This window comes from Exiguobacterium sp. EF_C8, assembly GCF_054956715.1.
Genome location: NZ_CM143264.1, coordinates 1,408,169 through 1,427,134, shown reverse-complemented (window position 1 = coordinate 1,427,134; position 18,966 = coordinate 1,408,169). Strand labels below are relative to the sequence as shown.

Annotated in this window: 19 protein-coding genes; 2 read left to right on the top strand and 17 right to left on the bottom strand. The window is 43.2% G+C overall.

All coding sequences use genetic code 11. The features are described from left to right. Positions 1-18: 18 nt before the first annotated feature. The 13 genes from ACY2IG_RS07510 to ACY2IG_RS07450 all read right to left on the bottom strand — a co-directional run bounded on the left by ACY2IG_RS07510 (position 19) and on the right by ACY2IG_RS07450 (position 14,773). A complete protein-coding gene (locus tag ACY2IG_RS07510; protein WP_214769672.1) occupies positions 19-963 on the bottom strand; it encodes a glycoside hydrolase family 43 protein in 945 nt (314 codons plus the stop codon). Then, positions 960-1,907: a glycoside hydrolase family 43 protein gene (locus ACY2IG_RS07505; protein WP_462618640.1), complete on the bottom strand. Its 948-nt coding sequence runs from the start codon at positions 1,905-1,907 to the stop codon at positions 960-962. Before ACY2IG_RS07505 ends, ACY2IG_RS07510 begins: the two co-directional genes overlap by 4 nt. Beyond that, positions 1,904-3,073, bottom strand: a complete 1,170-nt coding sequence (locus ACY2IG_RS07500; protein ID WP_462618639.1) for a sn-glycerol-1-phosphate dehydrogenase — start codon at positions 3,071-3,073, stop codon at positions 1,904-1,906. The genes ACY2IG_RS07505 and ACY2IG_RS07500 overlap by 4 nt, the downstream gene beginning before the upstream one ends. Continuing rightward, on the bottom strand, positions 3,070-4,068 hold the full coding sequence (locus ACY2IG_RS07495) for an aldose epimerase family protein (RefSeq protein ID WP_462618638.1): 999 nt from the start codon (positions 4,066-4,068) through the stop codon (positions 3,070-3,072). The genes ACY2IG_RS07500 and ACY2IG_RS07495 overlap by 4 nt, the downstream gene beginning before the upstream one ends. 17 nt (positions 4,069-4,085) lie before the next feature. Beyond that, on the bottom strand, positions 4,086-4,238 hold the full coding sequence (locus ACY2IG_RS07490) for a DUF6171 family protein (protein WP_414651176.1): 153 nt from the start codon (positions 4,236-4,238) through the stop codon (positions 4,086-4,088). Positions 4,239-4,326: 88 nt separating this feature from the next. Beyond that, positions 4,327-5,853 carry an alpha-N-arabinofuranosidase gene (locus ACY2IG_RS07485; RefSeq protein WP_462618637.1) on the bottom strand — a complete coding sequence of 509 codons (1,527 nt, stop codon included), beginning with the start codon at positions 5,851-5,853 and terminating at the stop codon, positions 4,327-4,329. Between the two features lie 43 nt (positions 5,854-5,896). Beyond that, positions 5,897-7,384 carry an L-arabinose isomerase gene (gene araA, locus ACY2IG_RS07480; protein ID WP_462618636.1) on the bottom strand — a complete coding sequence of 496 codons (1,488 nt, stop codon included), beginning with the start codon at positions 7,382-7,384 and terminating at the stop codon, positions 5,897-5,899. A gap of 33 nt (positions 7,385-7,417) precedes the next feature. Beyond that, the gene (gene araD / locus ACY2IG_RS07475) at positions 7,418-8,116 is read right to left on the bottom strand and encodes an L-ribulose-5-phosphate 4-epimerase (protein ID WP_035408302.1); all 699 of its coding nucleotides are present in this window, start codon (positions 8,114-8,116) and stop codon (positions 7,418-7,420) included. After that, positions 8,110-9,801 (bottom strand): ribulokinase, encoded by a 1,692-nt coding sequence (gene araB, locus ACY2IG_RS07470; protein WP_462618635.1) that lies wholly within the window; start codon positions 9,799-9,801, stop codon positions 8,110-8,112. Before araB ends, araD begins: the two co-directional genes overlap by 7 nt. 278 nt (positions 9,802-10,079) lie before the next feature. Further along, positions 10,080-11,477: a family 43 glycosylhydrolase gene (locus ACY2IG_RS07465; RefSeq protein ID WP_462618634.1), complete on the bottom strand. Its 1,398-nt coding sequence runs from the start codon at positions 11,475-11,477 to the stop codon at positions 10,080-10,082. Positions 11,478-11,550: 73 nt separating this feature from the next. Then, complete coding sequence (locus ACY2IG_RS07460) at positions 11,551-12,393, bottom strand: carbohydrate ABC transporter permease (RefSeq protein WP_082478680.1); 843 nt, start codon at positions 12,391-12,393, stop codon at positions 11,551-11,553. A gap of 72 nt (positions 12,394-12,465) precedes the next feature. Further along, positions 12,466-13,362 carry a carbohydrate ABC transporter permease gene (locus ACY2IG_RS07455; protein WP_035408306.1) on the bottom strand — a complete coding sequence of 299 codons (897 nt, stop codon included), beginning with the start codon at positions 13,360-13,362 and terminating at the stop codon, positions 12,466-12,468. A gap of 67 nt (positions 13,363-13,429) precedes the next feature. Next, positions 13,430-14,773, bottom strand: a complete 1,344-nt coding sequence (locus ACY2IG_RS07450; protein ID WP_156358989.1) for an ABC transporter substrate-binding protein — start codon at positions 14,771-14,773, stop codon at positions 13,430-13,432. 373 nt (positions 14,774-15,146) lie between these two features. On the opposite strand from ACY2IG_RS07450, the gene ACY2IG_RS07445 reads away from it, so the two are divergent. After that, a complete protein-coding gene (locus tag ACY2IG_RS07445) occupies positions 15,147-16,271 on the top strand; it encodes a GntR family transcriptional regulator (RefSeq protein WP_047395681.1) in 1,125 nt (374 codons plus the stop codon). A 30-nt stretch (positions 16,272-16,301) separates the two neighbouring features. Further along, a complete protein-coding gene (locus tag ACY2IG_RS07440; protein WP_035408312.1) occupies positions 16,302-16,901 on the top strand; it encodes a DUF624 domain-containing protein in 600 nt (199 codons plus the stop codon). A gap of 558 nt (positions 16,902-17,459) precedes the next feature. On the opposite strand, the gene ACY2IG_RS07435 is transcribed toward ACY2IG_RS07440, so the two are convergent. The 4 genes from ACY2IG_RS07435 to ACY2IG_RS07420 all read right to left on the bottom strand — a co-directional run bounded on the left by ACY2IG_RS07435 (position 17,460) and on the right by ACY2IG_RS07420 (position 18,935). Beyond that, the gene (locus ACY2IG_RS07435) at positions 17,460-17,840 is read right to left on the bottom strand and encodes a DUF5412 family protein (RefSeq protein WP_035408315.1); all 381 of its coding nucleotides are present in this window, start codon (positions 17,838-17,840) and stop codon (positions 17,460-17,462) included. Between the two features lie 50 nt (positions 17,841-17,890). Then, positions 17,891-18,043, bottom strand: coding sequence for a hypothetical protein (locus ACY2IG_RS07430; RefSeq protein WP_214860523.1), 153 nt, complete (start codon positions 18,041-18,043; stop codon positions 17,891-17,893). A gap of 78 nt (positions 18,044-18,121) precedes the next feature. After that, complete coding sequence (locus tag ACY2IG_RS07425) at positions 18,122-18,286, bottom strand: hypothetical protein (RefSeq protein ID WP_462618633.1); 165 nt, start codon at positions 18,284-18,286, stop codon at positions 18,122-18,124. A gap of 31 nt (positions 18,287-18,317) precedes the next feature. Then, the gene (locus ACY2IG_RS07420; protein ID WP_214769650.1) at positions 18,318-18,935 is read right to left on the bottom strand and encodes a hypothetical protein; all 618 of its coding nucleotides are present in this window, start codon (positions 18,933-18,935) and stop codon (positions 18,318-18,320) included. Between the last annotated feature and the right edge of the window lie 31 nt (positions 18,936-18,966).

Below are 18,966 nucleotides of genomic sequence, written 5' to 3'. Positions count from 1 at the left end.
AGTTGATTCTGTTCGCAATCAGATTGGCTTATCAAAGTTTGGTTTTTTATCCATGCCCCACGTAAAGATCTGTGCCCGTGTATGGCGATTCGGATCGTACAGAGGATCACCCTCGATTTCAGTGTAGGTCCGTGCATGATACACAATGACATCTTGTCCCTGTTCATCTACTGTAAAGCTATTGTGCCCTGGTCCATATTGACCAACCTCTTCATTCGTCGCAAATACGGGTGACGATGATTTTTCCCAAGCATCCGGATTCAATAGGTCTGCGTCTTCTGAGGCACTCAACATACCCATGCAATAATTCTCATCCGTTGCACTAGCAGAATACGTAATGAAGATTTGTCCATGACGCTTCAGGACTGCCGGTCCTTCGTTCACCAGAAAACCCTTTGTCTCCCAATCAAGCTCTGGCTTCGTCAACATGACTTGTGGCTTTTGAATGGTCCATGGATTCTTTAAAGTCGCAATATATAAGTTCGAGTTTCCTTCAATGGAAGGATCTTTTTGTGCCCACACTAAGTAATGAACGTCTTGATGTTCGAAGACGGTCGCGTCAAGAGCAAATGAATCCCACTGCGTTTTTATTTGTCCGCGTTCTAACCATTCGCCTTCTAGAGGATTATCCGAACTATTCTCTAAAACGAACATCCGATGATCAAAGAGTCCGTTTACAATCTCGCGTGACTTCGCAGCCGCAAAATAAAGATACCATTTCCCATGAATACGATGTAATTCGGGTGCCCAAATCAGATCACTCATAGGGCCAGTTTCTGGTTTAATCCATGCTGTCACCGCTTCTGCATCCCTTAGTTCATGGAGAGATCTAGCACGACGCAATTCGATTCGATCGTATTCAGGAACAGACGCTGTAAAATAATAATAACCGTCAGAATGCAGATACATCCATGGATCTGCCCGTTGCTCTAAAACAAGATTTCGATCCTCTGTCTGGTTCATCGTGTGACCTCCTCGTTGACCATCCTGTTTTCAAAAACAGGCACATCTCCCTGCCAAGAAAATGGTCGTACATACGTATGACGATTCGGATCCCATAATGGATCCCCTTCGATTTCTCTATAGTTCCGTGCATGATAAACAATCATATCGGTCCCATCTGCGAGTGTCGTGAAACTGTTATGACCTGGTCCGTATTCACGGATTGACTCATTCGTCGTAAGAACGGGTTGCGGGTGTTTTTCCCAATGAGTAGCATCTAACACATCCTCTTTTTCATTGATACGAAGAAAACCTACACAATAATTATGATCCGTCGCGCTTGCTGAAAACGTGACATATATATAACCATTTCGCTTTAAGACAGCAGGTCCTTCGTTTACAAGAAAGCCGACTTTTTCCCAAGCATATTCCGGTGTCGCAATCATCGTTTGCGGTCCTGTCAATGTCCAAGGATTCTCCATTTCAGAAATATAGAGATTCGAGTTCCCTTCAATTTTTGGATCTTTCTGAGCCCAGATGTAATATAACCGGTTCTCATGCTCGAACGTTGTCGCATCGAGGGCGAATGATTCTTGCCATGTCTCGATTTGTCCTTTTTCCGTCCATTGACCTTCCAGCGGATTGGCTGAACTATTTTCGAGAACGTACATGCGATGATCAAAAATAGCATCTTCACGTGCCGACGCGAAATAAAGGTACCATTTCCCTTGAATGTGATGTAATTCTGGTGCCCAAATGTTAGCGCTCATGATTCCGGTCGAGCGCTTCTGCCATACGACTTTCTCTTCTGCTTTAGTCAACTCCCCGATCGTCTGAGCACGACGCAGCGGAATACCGCTAAAGTCAGGTAAGGACGCCGTAAAGTAGTAATAGCCATCTGTATGCCGCATGATCCATGGATCCGCGCGTTGTTCTACGATTGGATTTACGATTGTCTCTGTCATAATGAACGCTCCTCTGTTTCAAAGTGGCTCGTCTGTAAGCTCATCTGTTTTAACAGCGTGTGTCTCTCTCGAAGACGATATGCTTCTCTCTTGCTACTCGCTAGGAGAAGAGACGAAATACCGATTTCCTCTGGCTGAAGAGGCGCTTGTAACGAATTAAAAATGGACTCCAACTTCTGTCTTGTTGGCATTTGAGTGACCCAATCACCTAGCTCCTTTGGTACATCAGGTTGTTCTTGGATCATCGTTCTATAAGTATCGATAAGTTCCATCGTCGCAATCGCTACTTTTGTACCGTGTAAGACGGCTGGACGGTCATGCGTTAAGAAATCCATTTCCCAATAATGAGAGAGGTGGTGTTCTCCACCAGATGCAGGATGTGAATGCCCAAAAATCAACATCGCAATTCCTGATAAGATCAATGAATCCATCAGTTGATCCAAACCTTCCGCTTTTTCTGCATAGATATCTGGTAGAGCTTTTACACAATCGGATAAAGCAATTTCGGTCAATCGAGCAACTACAGGACAAAAGGGTTCTTGTCCATCAAAAGCACCAAAACGCCAATCCAGTAAGGAAGTGTACTTCCCAAGCATATCCCCGACACCTGCTGCTATTAACGCACGAGGTGCATCACGGATAATGTCACTTGGGATGAATACGGCAATTGGTGAGACGAGCTGATAGGTGATTTTTTTCCCTCTTATAATTAAGGGAGCTCCTTTCGAAGTAAACCCGTCCACTGAAGGAGCGGTCGGAACAGACAGAAATGGGATTTTTGCTTTCGCAGCACAAAACCGCGTCACATCATGAATCGTCCCTGCTCCGAGTGCAATCAACGCATCCACACTATCGTCCAGCTCGAGCATTACTTGTACAACTGATAGTTCATCAGCTAAGACATCCTCTTGCTTGTTCGGCGAGAGCGTGACTATTGATACGTCAATTCCTACTGTCATTAACGCTTTCTTCAAAGGAGAATAACCGACCATCTGCGTATTGACATCACCAATGACGAGGAGGTGCCGCCACTGTTTTTGCTGCACAAACTCGACCACTGATTGCCATACTTTTTCAGAGGCACTGATTTGTTCAATCGTAATGGGGTAATGTAGATTTCCACACGAACAAGTAGCAACCTGCTTTTGTATCTGTTCGAGGTTCATCGACTGACTCCTTTCCCAATGCGATATTCCGTTTCCCAACGATACGTCTCTCCTGCTAATAATCGAATGGATGGAAAATTACTGTGATGAACGGCGTCCGGAAGATGTTGCGGCTCGAGACAAACACCATAATATTTTCGAGAGCTTCCCTCACGTAAGATTGTTTCTTCATTCATCTGGTTTCCTGAATAGAGCACAAGAGCTGGTGCAGTCGTAGACAACATTAAGGAACGCTTACTTTCAGGATCGTACAGCATCGCTTTTCGTTGGTCGTCGAATAAAAATGGATGATCATAACCATTGACGAGTTGATTTTGTGGATGGCTTGAAGCTGGACCATCTCCTAGCATTCGTCCTGATCGGAAGTCGAACGGGGTCTGATCGACATCCAATAGGCGTCCTGTGGGAATCAAATCATCTCGCAGCTCAGCAACTTGATTAGCCGGTAAGGTCAATTCATGTCCTAAAATATCACGACTTCCACCACTTAGATTAAAGTACGTATGATTTGTCATATCGCATACCGTATCCGTGTCACTGATTGCCTCATACGTAATTTTGACACCGTCAGCTAACAATTCAAACGATGCTCTGACATCGAGTGTACCCTTATAGCCATTCTCACCATCAGGATTTACATACCGAAGAACGAGATGAGTATTGGATACGTCTTCCATTTTCCAGAATTGACAGTGGAGACCGTCTCCCCCGTGAAGATGATGCTTCCCTTCGTTTTGAGGCAGATGGTACGTTGCACCGTCCATATCGAATGTCCCGTCCTCGATTCGACCAGCGACACGTCCGACAGTCGCTCCCAAGTAATACGTGTCTGTCTTGTATTCTTCAACCGTATCGTATGACAAAATGAGATTTTTCCATCCCTCATCTTGAATCGAAAACTCTTGCAGGGTTGCTCCATATGTCAAAATGCGTAAACGACACATATCGTTCTCGAGCGTAAACGCCGTTTGATCTACTACTTCTTGTCGCTCCATCTCAAGTCGCTCCTTTTTCACCAAACCTTCACCGGACAATGCTTTGTTGCAAGGCGTGCCCGGTAAGAGACATAGCACCCGCACTTCAAACAGGTATCGTCCTGATAAAACGGACAGACTGCACATTGACGAAGACGTTCCTGATACTCAGCGTCCGTGACTTGCGGCATGACTTCCGCGTCGATGGTTAATAACCAATCAGTGTCTACTTTTGTCGGTGGACAAGTACGACACCGTCTTGTCTCGATGACTTTCATCTCAGTGAACCGCCACTGTGATGACGCTCATCGCCGGAACATCCATGATGAGCTTTCCGTCTTCTGTCACCTGGACCTCATGATCACGCGGCGCAACCACATCTGGTTGTTCAAACGTGTTATGGGCATTGAGATGATCTGCTGTTAAAATACGTGCCGATACGTTAGAAATCGTCCCCATTCCCCGCAAATCAATTTCTACTTTATCGCTATTTTGATGATCAAGCTGGCAGAGGCTAATGTGCAATACACCATCAGCATCGCGAGAAGCTGTCGCGTTCACAGAAGGAATCGATTCTTCTTTAGCTACATAGTCACGCGTGATGGCTGCTAGCTCGACTCGTTCAGCATCTTGGTGAACGCGATACATCTCAAAGACATGGTACGTTGGCGTAAGAATGAACTGGTCACCCTCCGTTAAGATCATTGCTTGAAGCACATTGACCATTTGTGCGATGTTCGCCATGTGAACGCGGTCATTATGCTTATGGAAGATATTGAAGTGAATCGCTGCGACAAGTGCATCTCGGATTGAGTTTTGTTGATACAAGAAGCCTGGATTTGTTCCAGGTTCAACGTCGAACCACGTTCCCCATTCATCAACAATGAGACCGACGCGCTTTTCTGGATCATACTGGTCCATGATTTGCCCATGCTTTGTGATCAGTTCATCCATGTAATAAGCACGTTTTAGGGTGATGAACCATTCATCTTCCGTAAAATCTAACGCTGATCCCTTACCTAACCAAAAATCGCCCGGAATCGTATAATAGTGCAGACTAAGACCATCCATCATCGTACCCGCTTCACGCATGAGAACTTCAGTCCATTTGTAATCATCAATGTTTGCACCACCAGCAATCTTATAGAGTTGATTGCCATCATAATTTCGGACATATGTCTGATAGCGACGATATAGATCGGCGTAATACTCCGGACGCATATTCCCTCCGCAACCCCAGTTCTCGTTACCAACACCGAAATACGTAAGCGACCACGGCTCTGTACGGCCATTCTCCTGACGCCAGTTCGCCATCGGTGATTCTCCATTGAACGTCATATATTCGACCCATTCAGACATTTCTTGGACGGTCCCACTTCCAACGTTTCCACAAATATAAGGCTCACACTCTAGTAATTCACAAAGGCGCATAAATTCATGGGTTCCGAAATGATTGTTTTCGACGACGCCACCCCAATGTGTATTGACCATCCGCTTTCGGTTTTCATTTGGTCCAATACCATCTTTCCAATGATACTCGTCTGCAAAGCATCCACCCGGCCATCGTAAAACCGGAATGTTCAATTTCTTCAATGCTGTCAATACATCGTTCCGAATGCCATCTGTATTCGGTATGGATGATTCTGGACCAACCCAAAGCCCTTCATAAATACAACGTCCAAGGTGTTCCGCAAAGTGCCCATAGATATGCTTACTGATTTTACCTTTTGGTAAATCTACATTGACGATTAGTTGTGTTGCAGCTTCTTTTGTATTTAGTGTTGATGTGACGAGTTGGTTATTCATAGTATCTCCTCCAAGAAAAGGGACCTAGGAAGGTCCCTATAAATTATGGTCGATAGTACAGTTCATTCCAACGTAACTCGTTATTAAATCGAACCGTCTCCGTTTCTTTATCGATGACAGCAATTTCAATGTTCAGAAGTTCTGCGAAGTCGCGTAGTTGTTCAGTTGTCACTTCATAGGAATAACAAGTATGGTGCGCTCCCCCGGCTTGGATCCAGTTTTCGACAGCTTGAGCCATCGATGGTTCTGTTTTCCATAGAACACGTGCCACAGGAAGATTCGGCATTGCTTCATCCGGTTGGATGCCCTCGACTGTGTTTACCAAGAGACGGAAGCGATGTCCTAAATCAATCAGACTAGCGTTCAATGCCTTGCCATTCTGTCCTTCGAATACCATCCGCGCTGGCGCTTCACGATCTCCGATTCCGAGAGGATGTACCTCGATTCTAGGCTTATCGACCGCAATGGTCGGACAGATTTCGAGCATATGCGCCCCTAAGACCATTTCGTTGCCTGGTTCAAAGTGATAAGTATAATCTTCCATGAAAGATGTCCGTTCGTTGCTCGCCATGATTTTCATAAGACGAACAAGCGCTGCGGTTTTCCAGTCTCCTTCTCCAGCAAACCCGTACCCTTGCTCCATCAATCGTTGAACGGCTAGCCCAGGTAGTTGCTTGATGCCATGTAGGTCTTCGAAGGTTGTCGTGAAGGCAGTGTATCCACCAGCTTCAAGAAAAGCCTTCATGCCGAGTTCGATGCGACCTTGATAGCGAACCGATTCCTGGAATGCTTCTTCTTCCATTCCAGTATTCGTCACTTCATACCGCGTGCGATATTCTTCCATCAAGTCATCTAAATCTGACTCCGATACCGCATTCATGTAGGTGACGAGATCGCCGACACCATACCCATCAACCGTCCAGCCCAGTTGAATCTGCGCTTCGACTTTGTCACCTTCTGTCACTGCTACATTCCGCATGTTGTCACCGAATCGCGCGACTTTTAAGTTCTTACTTTCCGCTAACGCATGCGCTACATTCATCCAAGATGACATCTTTTGACGTGTGAGTTCATCTTCCCAATGACCGACGAGCACTTTTCGCTTCACGTTCATTCGACTTGTGATAAAACCATGTTCACGATCACCATGCGCCGACTGATTGAGGTTCATGAAATCCATATCGATCGCATCCCACGGGATGTCACGATTGAACTGTGTCCCAAAATGGAGCAATGGTTTTTGTAAGACACGCATCCCACTAATCCACATTTTCGATGGTGAGAAGGTATGCATCCATGTGATCACACCGGCACAGGCATCATCAGCATTCGCCCGCAACATCATCTGCCGAATTTCTTCTGCATTTTTGACGACTCCCTTGTAAACAATTCGATCCCGGAAGACGTCCGCTGCATCTAATCCTGAGACCATCTCTTTTGAATGTGTTTCGACTTGACGAATTACCTCCTCACCGTAGAGCATCTGGCTTCCTGTCACTAACCAAAATTCGTGTGTGTTTGCTGTCAACATTTAAAATCCCCCTCATCTAGCTATGTGCACCTATCATTTCTGACCGTAGTAGGCGTTTGCTCCGTGTTTGCGCAAGTAGTGTTTATCTAAGATGCTTTGTTTGATGGGTGCTAATCCTGGATTCAGATTCAAGGCATGAATACCCATCTTGGCTACTTCCTCAAGTACGACTGCATTATGCACGGCTTCATCCGCATGCTTCCCCCAACAAAAAGGTGCATGATTTGCGACCAGCACACCTGGTACAGCAACAGCTTCCAAGTGTAGTTCGTTCAACGTCTCAATGATGACGTTTCCGGTTTCTAGCTCGTACGCCGTCTCGATCTCTTCATCAGATAGTTCACGTGTACACGGAATTTCTCCATAAAAGTAGTCGGCATGTGTCGTTCCGAATGCAGGAATTGCTCGTTTTGCTTGCGCCCAGCTTGTCGCCCAAGGGGAATGCGTATGGACAATGCCTCCGATCTCAGGCAGAGCACGATACAAAGCCAAATGTGTTGGCGTATCAGAAGATGGACGTAGATCACCCTCGACAACATTGCCTTCTAAATCGACTACGACTAAATCCTCTATCGTCAAAGCGTCATAGGGGACACCACTCGGTTTGATAACGACTAAACCCGCATTTCGATCAATCCCACTGACGTTTCCCCACGTAAAGGTGACTAAGTCATGTTTTGGCAATGCTAGGTTCGCTTCAAGCACTTCTTCTTTTAATTGACGACTCACCATACAGGTTCTCCCTTCTGACGCGACGCTTCAGCTTTGATTTTCTTTAATCGCTTCATCACATCGTTTTCTCCACGACCGAAATAATCGTATAGTTTCGTATACTCAGCGAACAGCGCCTCATACACTTCAACGTTTTCTGGAATCGGAAGATATGTTTTTTCTTTTACACGTCCCATCTTCGTCGCTGCTTCCGTGATGGTGGCATAACCGCCTCGTTCTGCTCCTGCGGCTACGGCACCGAACATGGCAGATCCTAAAGCGGGGGTTTGAGAAGAGGCTGAAATCTTGATTTCCATGTTTAGAACGTCAGCATAAATCTGCATCATCAAGGCATTCTTCTCCGCAATTCCTCCTGCAGCGTATACTTCGTGGACGGGAACACCGCTTGTGCGGAACGCTTCGACAATCGTTCGCGTGCCATAGGCCGTCGCTTCAATCAATGCGCGGTAGATATCTTCTGGTTTTGTCAGTAATGTTGCACCTAGAAGTACACCCGTCAGATTTGTATCCACTAGTGTAGAACGATTTCCGTTCCACCAATCAAGGGCGATCAATCCATGTTCACCGACGCGTTGCATCGTTGCCTTATCGGTTAATAATTGATGCGTACTAACTCCTTGAAGAGTTGCTTCTTGCAAATAGTCACTTGGTACACAGTTTTCGATGAACCATTCGAAATGATCTCCGACACAGGACTGACCAGCTTCGTACCCCATATACCCTGGTAAGACTCCGTCTTCGACGATCCCGCACATACCGGGTACGACCTGCTCCTCTTCACCAAGCAGGATATGACAAGTAGACGTTCCCATCACCATCAACAACTTACCGGGTTCCGTGATTCCAACGGCAGGTACTGCAACATGCGCATCAACATTTCCTACTGCAACGGCAGTTCCCGGAAGGAGACCGATTCGTTCTGCAAAGGATATCGTTAATTCTCCTGCTTTGGCCCCGATTGGTGCGATGTCATTGGAAAGCTTCTCTTCAACTACGTTCTCAAGTCGTGGATCTAACGCTTTAAAAAACTCATTTGAAGGATAGCCTTCCTGTTTGTGCCAGATCGCTTTATAGCCAGCCGTACAACTATTGCGTACCACTTTTCCAGTCAATTGAGAAACGACCCAATCCGTCGCCTCTAAAATTTCGTGAGCAGCCTCGTAAATGGAGGGTGCTTCGTTTAGAATTTGCCAGACTTTTGGAATCATCCATTCGGATGAGATTTTCCCGCCGTAACGCTTTAAAAAAGGTTCCTCGCATTCAGTCGCAATACGGTTCAAAGCGTCTGCCTCGTCTTGAGCTGCATGATGCTTCCACAACTTCACATAGCTATGCGGATTATGTTGATACTCTTCATGGAAGCACAACGGATTTAAATCGGCATCGATCGGTAGAATCGTACAAGCTGTAAAATCGATGCCGAGCCCGATGACTTGTTCTTTCGTGATACCTGCCTCTTTGACAACTGCCGGGATCGTCATTTCCAGGACCTCTAAATAATCACGCGGATGTTGGAGTGCCCAGTCATGTTCAAGCCGTGTTTTTCCATCAGGTAAAAATTGATCCATCACTCCATGTGTGTATGGTTTGACTGCAGTCGCCACTTCGTGACCTGTTTCGACGTCAATCAAGACGGCTCTACCTGATTGCGTGCCATAATCTATTCCGATTGTATATTTCGACATTTCATCACCCTACTCCCAAAAAGAATGCGCTTACATTTCAGAAGAAAAAATAAAGTGTGTGGGCACTCTCTTGTTTTCATCCGGACAAATAATCAAAATCCATGCAGAAAATTTAAATAAACAATAAATTTGTACGTATAACTTACATTATGATTGTATCAATTATTTAGGAATATGCAATCATTTTTCAGAAAAATACGCATTTTTTGACGTTTTTTTCTATCTATCAGATGATCAACCTTCTTTAATACATTCATTTGTCCGTACAAATGATGGGTTCAACGTCTTTTTGCCCAAACTGCTGTTCCATCCTTACTAAGACCCGTCATGATGATCGTTGATTTCCAATTTTCCCAATCCCATGCTGCACCGACTTGTAAATCGGATGTTTCCTGCCCCACACGCAGCTCAAGAATGTTCCCCTTCAGTTGCCATGAACCCTTCTTACCAAAAAGACTGCCATCCTTTTGCAACTTCAGCTTTCTTGATTGTTGCTGACCGTCATCAAAGCGCGGGAAAGTAATGATCTCCCATTCTCCAACGATCTGCTCTTTTTGAACATTGATTTTCTTTTCACCTGCGTATCGTTCGGGCGAAACCACTGGCCATCCATCTTTTGTCCAATACACTTTCCTCACCTGCAATTGCGACCAGTAGATATCTTCGCTTGGTCGAGCTTGATGAATAATAAAGGTATCTTTTCCATCCTGTAAAAATGCAGAATGACCAGTCCCCACATAACCCTCGTCTCCTTCAAAACGGTAGGAGCCAACAATTTTTACACCCGTATCAAATGATTCATTTGAAGTATCACGTAGATCACGACCACGTGAATCAACGTAAGGTCCATTGATTGATTTCGAGCGCCCAATCCTTACATTATACGAATCTTCTAGCCAACCGTATGAAACCATCAAGTAGTAGTAACCTGTCTTTGCGTTGAAAAGAATTTCTGGGCCTTCAATTCCCATCGTCATATCTTTTCGCTTAGCCAGTAACTCCCCTTCTGATGACTTTTTCATCAGCTTTCCTGTATTCGGATTGATTTCCGTCAAGAAGATACCGCCAAAATAGGAACCATACGTCATCCACCATTTCCCCGTTTTATCTTGGAGCACATGAGGATCAATCGCGTTGACTGATTTTCCATCTCCTTCTTTTGAGGCGATGACGACTCCCTGATCGTGCCATGGACCCTCAATATTTGAAGCGCTCGCCATTCCAATATACGAGGTACGACTCCCGACTTTTGAGACAGAATAGTAGAGGTAGAATGTATCCTTGATCTTCGTAATAGAAGGGGCCCAAAACGTATTTCCTCCTGTCCATTTGAATGCTTCTTGAGAGACTTCGTCAAATACACGTCCTGTAAATTGCCAGTTAATGAGATCTTTTGATTTTCGAATCTGGATGCCCGGTGTCGGTGGACCTCCTACCATATAATCTGTCGAAAACACATAATAGGTATCACCTTCTTTTATGATCGCTCCGTCATGCGCAAAGTTTGTAGTCCATTTCTTTTCCTGATTCAAAATATCAGGTTGTACGTCTGCGACTTCCTTATCGAATGGCGCTTTCGGTAATTCCAAATCTTCGAGAGACGCATTCGTAGACCACCAAAAAAAAGAGCACCCTGCAATGAATAAGACAATGATCCCCATCATCATTTTTTTCATATTGTTTTTTTCCTCCTTTAATCACAAACACCCGCCTTTACTTAAGACGGGTGTTTCATCTTTTCGTTACAGCTCAACCTTTAACGCCAGAAATGGCAATCGATTCGATGATTTGTTTTTGAAAGATCATGAAGACGATCAGCATTGGTAATAAGGCGACAACAGACGCGGCCATGATTAACGGATAATCACTTTGAATAGCATAGGATGCATTAAAGTTGGCGATGACCAATTGCAGGGTTTGTTTTTCGGGAGAATTGAGATAAAGAATCGGACCGAGATAATCGTTCCAAATCGCCATGAACCATAAAATCAATTGTGCAGCTACAGCGGGCTTGATCAATGGAAAGACGATTTTATAAAAGATTTGAAAATAGGAACAACCGTCAATTTTAGCCGCTTCGATGATAGAATTCGGAATACTGTTCAAGAATTGGCGTAAGAAGAAAATCATGAAGATATTCCCGAACAAACCAGGTACGATCAACGGAAGAAGGGTATCGACCCACCCGATTTCCGAGAACATCATAAACTGCGGAATCATTAGGACAGGATACGGAATCATGACAGATGCGAACAAAAGTAGAAAGATTTTATTTTTTCCTCTGAAATTCAACTTAGCGAACGCGAATGCCGCAAGACTCGAGGTGAACGTTCCAACGATCGTGACAGATAGGGCGACGATCAGACTGTTCGATATACCAGACAACAGCGGACCCATATTCCAAATCTCCATATACTTATTGAACGATATGTCTGTGGGAATCCAAACCGGTGGAAGGGAAAACACTTCATCTTTTGACTTCAGAGAGGTCGATACCATCCACAATAATGGTGCGATCATGACGATTGCACCCATCGTCAGAAAGATGAAGACGAATATATCAGTAATTCGATCTTTTTTCTTCACGGACATCGTCTCTACTTTTTCTTTTTTACGGGTAAGGGCTAACTGCATGGTCATTCTCCTTTCTAAGGTATGAATGTCTCAATCCAAGTCAAATGATGATTTTTCGTTCATACGGAATTGGAACAAGGTAACGATGAAAATGAAAAGACCGAGAACGAGTGCCATCGCTGAAGCATAGCCCAACTGGAAGTTTCCGAAGGACTTTTGCCAAATGTAGAAGACGGCAGAAGCAGAGGAATATTCCGGTCCCCCTGTCGGCGTCATGACGTTGATTTCCGTAAAGATTTGCGCCCCACCAATAATATTTGTCACGATGATGAAGAAGGTGACCGGTTTAACCATTGGGAGCGTAATATACCAAAAGCAGTGCCAGGCATTCGCACCATCTAATTTTGCTGCTTCATAATACGAACGCGGTACACTCTGCAAGGCTGCCAAATACAAGAGCATCGTATAGCCAAGACCTTTCCAAATCGCCATGACGATCAATGCCGGCTTAACGGTATTGGCATTTTGGAGCCAGTTCGGACCATCAATACCAATCAAGTCCAAGAACTGATTCACCAAACCATAATCACCGTTATATGCCCACTGCCACAAAATCGAGACAGCCGCGATGGAAGAGATAACGGGAATGTAATAGATGACGCGGAACGTATTAGTACCAAAAATCCCTCGATTCAACGCGAGGGCAAGGAGAAGTGCTAATACGATGCCAATTGGAATTCCGATCATCATGAACAGCGTGTTGTACATGGCTTTATAAAAATACTCATCTTGAAACACATTAATAAAATTTTCTAGTCCGATGAACTTCATTTGTCCGAGTCCGTTCCAGTTCGTGAATGCACCATAGAAGGAATACATTAACGGAATTAACGCAAATAGAAAGAACCCAATCACCGGAGCCGCAACGAATAGATAGGCATACCGTTGTTCCGTACGATATAACTTGGGAATCGGTTTTGTCTTCATTGTCTTCCATCCTTTCTACGCTAGAGATTCAGGTGGCGACTTACGCCACCTAAATCATCATCTCTAGTTAGTTCGCCTGTTTCTCTTGTGCGATGGCATCATCTAGCAACTTTTGCATTTTCGGTTGCTCTTTTTTTACATAGTCTTCAACTGATGTTTTTCCATCGAGTACAGGCTGGATGTTTTTGAAGAACTCGTCATACCATTCAGCAGTATACGTTTTTTCTGCCGGGAGACCACGTCCATAATCATTAATCAAATCAAGGAATTCCTGTTTGTTGGCAGGCTTGATTGATGTGTCCTCCACCCAAGTTTTTGCGATTTCCATGCTGTTTGGTAATTGAACTTGCGCATCCACTAAAGCTTGTTGCCCTTCTTGGTTAGCAGATAAGTACATGGCTAGTTCTGTTGCTTCTTTTTGATGTTGCGTCGTTGATCCTACACCAATCCCGAGTGAGCCGACCCACCCTGCTGGTTTACCTGTTGATCCCGCTGGCCACGGAAGAAGGTCATACTCAAACTTCAATTGATCTTTAAAAGCTGCCATATCCCAAGGACCAACAGGGAAAAACGCAAGTTGTCCTTTCATCCAGCGTTGATAGGTATCGAGTGTTTGTGATTCTCCGATTGATGGAGTGATTTTATGCTTTAGTTGCTGGTCTACGAAAAATTGGAGAGCTTCGATGAATTTTGGATCGTCAATCGTTACTTTCGTTCCCTCTTCGTTGATCCAATCTGCTCCGTTGCTCCAAACGAACGGTTGCAATGCCCAGTTCACATTAAATCCTGTACCGTACTGATCCATTTTTCCATCGCCATTCGTATCTTTCGTTAACTTTTTAGCTACTTGAATGAATTCGTCCCATGTGTACGGTTTGTCCTTATCCGGAAGCGGTACCTTCGCTTTCTCGAACATCGTTTTATTATAGCCAAGCGCAAATGGTCCTAAATCTTTGGGTAAACCATATATAGCCCCTTTACCAAGTACCTTTCCATCATAGCGGTACTTATCGACCCCTTTTTTCCAGATGTCTTCTAACTGAATGTCTTTCGATCCTTCGACGTTCTTTGTAATATCTAGTAGTACACCTGAGTTCACGTAAGCTTTGACTTGAGCCGGATTGTAAAAGAAGACATCTGGCACTTTCCGTCCTGCAATTGCAGATTTTAATTTCGTATCATATTGATCTGGAGCTGTTTGTACCATTGTCACTTTAACGTCTTTATTGGCTTCTTCAAATCGTTTTACTGTTGCTTTGTACGCTTTTAATTCTTCAGGATTCCCGCGAAACATGAATGTGAGTTCGACTTTCCCGTCAGCACTTTTGCCATCTCCCGAACAACCAGCTAATGCTATCGATGTAGTCATCAAGGCAGTCATGGTTAGCGCAAACATTTTCTTTGATTTAATGTTCATTGTGAATTCCTCCATTGATTTAGTTTTCAGTGTCAAAGCGGAATTAAGATGTACGTACATATTTATTTAAGTAAAAACAATGTTTTTTATAGCGAAGCCCACACAACGCTATAAGAAAGACAATTAAAACGAGTTAAATGAACAATGAAAGCGTTTTCTGCACAATTTGAGTCTATTACACACATTCGGACATGTCAATTCGATTTTTTGTCATTTATTTCTTTTTTGTACGTACATTTAATTAGTATATCTATTGATTTTTCTCTTAAATCCATAGCAAACCGGACAAATATTTGCTAATATGTAAGTACTATCACATCTTGTACGGATAAGTTTGCTGTTACAAGAAAGAAAGCAGGGACACCTCATGGCACAACGGACAAAATATAGTATCGTTAAAGATCATATTCTCGATTGGATTAAAGATGGCACAGTACGTCCGGGCGAAAAAATTCCTCCTGAAAGTGAGCTTGTACAATCCTTTAAAGTTAGTCGCCACACGATTCGTCAAGCAGTTGGAGAACTTGTAAATGAAGGATACCTGTACCGCGAACAAGGATCAGGAACTTACTGCTCCCAAGTACTTCCTACACTAGAAGCTGAGATAACTGAACGTGCTAATAATGGAAAAAACATCGGTGTCATTACAACGTATATGTCTGATTACATCTTTCCATCTATCATTCGAGGAATTGAATCGCATTTAGCTTCAAAAGGGTACACGCTGACACTTTCGTGCACAAACAATGATGTAGACAAAGAACGTCAATGCCTCGAAATGATGTTAGATCGTCAAATTGATGGATTAATTGTTGAACCCACCAAAAGTAGTAACTATAATCCGAACATCAAATACTATCTAGAACTTGAGCAGCAAAACATTCCCTATTTGATGATCAACCAATATTACTCTCAACTAATGCCTCCTCATCTTATGATGGATGACGAAAGAGGTGGATTTTTAGCAGCGGAACATCTAATCAACCTTGGTCATGAACGAATCATAGGCTTGTTTAAGACAGATGATTTACAGGGTGTTTATCGAATGCGTGGATTCCTTCGTGCGTTTCGTGAGTACAACATTCCCTTAGAGCCAGAATTAATCATTACCTATACAACGGAAGAGTTAATTCCAAGTTTTTATGATTCGATTGGACGTCTCTTTGAAAATGGAAAGCATCGACCAAGTGCTGTGGTTTGTTACAATGACCAATTGGCATTAAGTGTCTTGGATCAGTTACGGAAGCTACATCTATCTGTTCCTCGAGATGTCTCTCTCGTGGGTTATGATGATTCCGTACTTGCAGTGGCAACGGAAGTGAAATTGACTTCGATCATTCACCCGAAACAAGAACTTGGACGCGCTGCAGCAGAACGGATTATTGCAGCGGTGGAGAAAAAAGAAGCCCCTCCATCTCACATTTATGAACCGGAATTAATTATTCGTAACTCAACAGCACCATTCAATCGTCTCGAATCTAAATCTAGTTAATTTTTGAGCAGAACTTCGGGGGAGGTACTTATGAACTTAAGACATGAACAAAACAAACTATTCCAGCTACTTGAATTCACTACTGGACTCGTACAGTTGAACTTCATTTTTTTTATCACCCTTTTACCAGTCATCACGATTTTCCCAGCTCTTTATGCACTAACTGCCGTCACAAGACAGTGGTCAGTTCATCAAGATTACAGTGTTTTTCGAGCCTACATTCGTTTTTTTAAAGAAGCGATGCAATCCCATTTTAAATTCGGCATTTTGTGGACCTTCATCTTACTGTTTTTACTTTTTGATTTTTTAATCATTCGTCACTTAGAGACAGGACAGACCTTCTTATTTACAAGTCTTTCAATCGTCAGTCTGTTCTTCTTGGCTATTTCCGTTTTCTTATTTCCGATTCTCTCGCATTACGACTTGAAAAAAAGGGATGCCCTTAAGCTAGCCCTTTTTAGTCTAGTACGCTATGGATACATTTTATTGTTTTCATTTCTTCTACTAGCAACATTGAGTGTCTTAACATATCAATCACCACTTTATTTACTGTTCGGCTTTTCATTTGTTATTTTTCTTACTACCAAACTGTATTTGCATCAATTGGATCGCGTGATGCTTGAATCTTAATCGTTGTTGACAAGGTATATAAATGAAGACAAGCAATTACTTCGGTATAAATCTCATTTTAATCGTGAGCTTCTTATTAAGTTCTAGGTTACCAAAGGGACGATCCGAGAACGTGTTGAACGGATGCAAATATCGTCACGGTAACGGCATTTAACGTTCCATTGTTTGAGAAACTGAAATGTGTTAAGAGAAAGACCGGGTTGCTCTATATAGCGCTTCTTTTCTTCCGAATCTCCCCATAAGATACTCGTATCAGGATAGTGAGTACAGATACATTCACTTACAGATAGAATGGATTCTGGAACAACCGTCCTATCCAAGTACTCTTTTCGGGAGGTTGGCAGAAGGAGAAAATATCCTGCAGAGAGGTAGTTCATGATTTGGCTCCTTACCAGGAAAAATACGTTCCATGAATATATGTAGTGATCTATATACGATAGATTGAGTACAAAAGAAATGAAAATATGGATAAAGAACAAAAGAGTAAAAATCATTCTTCATCAAACGCGTTCAGGAGCGCGTTTTGCATGAATAGTTCACGTCAAAGAGACGGGAGCCCTATTCTGCCTCATATATCCCTTCTCTGAAGTCATACACTTGACTCCATACCTTAATTTTTGTGCCATTGATTGTCACTGTATCCTTCGTCCACTTCACTTCTTTTATTTCGCGACAAGGATATTCCCAGTACATTCTACGCTTTTCTCCGTCCTTGTTCTCCATGATGCCAAGCATAGCAAAATCTACTGTCGCCCCACCATTTGCGCGGTAAAAACGAATCGTATACGCCTGATCGGGCGAAATACTTTTCGAGATATACTCTTCTTTTGGAACCATACTGATATCTTCGACAAATATGAAACGATAGACATACCACGCTACGTATAACGCAAGACATGTACCTAGTATAATTCCTAATATTTTCAGTTTTTTAATCACTTCTTAATCCCTCATTTTTACTTTATTAGCGCGACTCCTCAATCGTTCAATCAATCGCCCCAAAAACAAACCAACGTATTCTGATTGACAGACGCGATGCACATCCGCTTCAACAATTCTAAAAATTGATGTAGTTCCATGATTCGTTTATCTGACTGATGTATCATCCACGGCTCATTCGCATTATGATTCGCTTGATTCATTATCCACGCTTCCTTTGGTATACAATATCGTTGAATAAGCAGCTCGCAAATTCCGATTAACTCGTTCACTTCTCTTGCTTAGAACAACTTATCGCCGTAAGAATCGAGATTAATTAAGAGATCGCAACGATTAGATATCCTTGCGAAGTCTTCTTTCAAAAAGCGTTGGACGTTACTCGGATACCAGAGAATCTCTTTTTCATTTTCTGGCATTTCTTTTAAACTTGTACTAATTCCAAACATGATGTCCTCCCTTTTATCATCCGACCGGATGTCAATCATAGTAGTCGATGCCGTCTCCTTTCGGAAGAAACGCTTTTACCTTGTCTTCAGTATCAAAACAAGCTTCATTCGAAAACAGGTAATAGCCCATGAAATCATGCTCCATCGTGATGAATGACATCTCTTTTGTCGCACGAATGACAGGAACGATACGTTCTTTTTTGAAAAACCATCCTTTGACCATTTTCCGTTCAAACGTCAGGAGATTCGTAAAGGATAGGAAGTAAAAATCATTCACAGCTGCATACCAATACGTTTCGTCCAGTAGACGCTCAAGTTCGCTTATATAGTTTACCTGAACGCTATAATAAGGACTGCTCTTATCTGGTTGAACCTTTGTATAGCATAGGTTTTCCTTCTGAAAAAATGGTTCCACCTCTTCATTGGTAAAACCACCGCCGAACGTAACGAATAGTGGAAAGCGATTCAGACGCGTCAAAAAATGCTTCAGTACTTCATTGGAGTCATTTTGATAGTCACGTTTCTCGTCATTCGGAATACATCCCATCGAATAAATCGACTTAACAGCACCTGGTGGATCAATATCGAGATAGTGGTCTTTGACCACTTTTGCATGATTCGTATGTTCATCGAGATAGATATATAACATAAAAATTCCTCCACGTATTCTGCTAGATCCA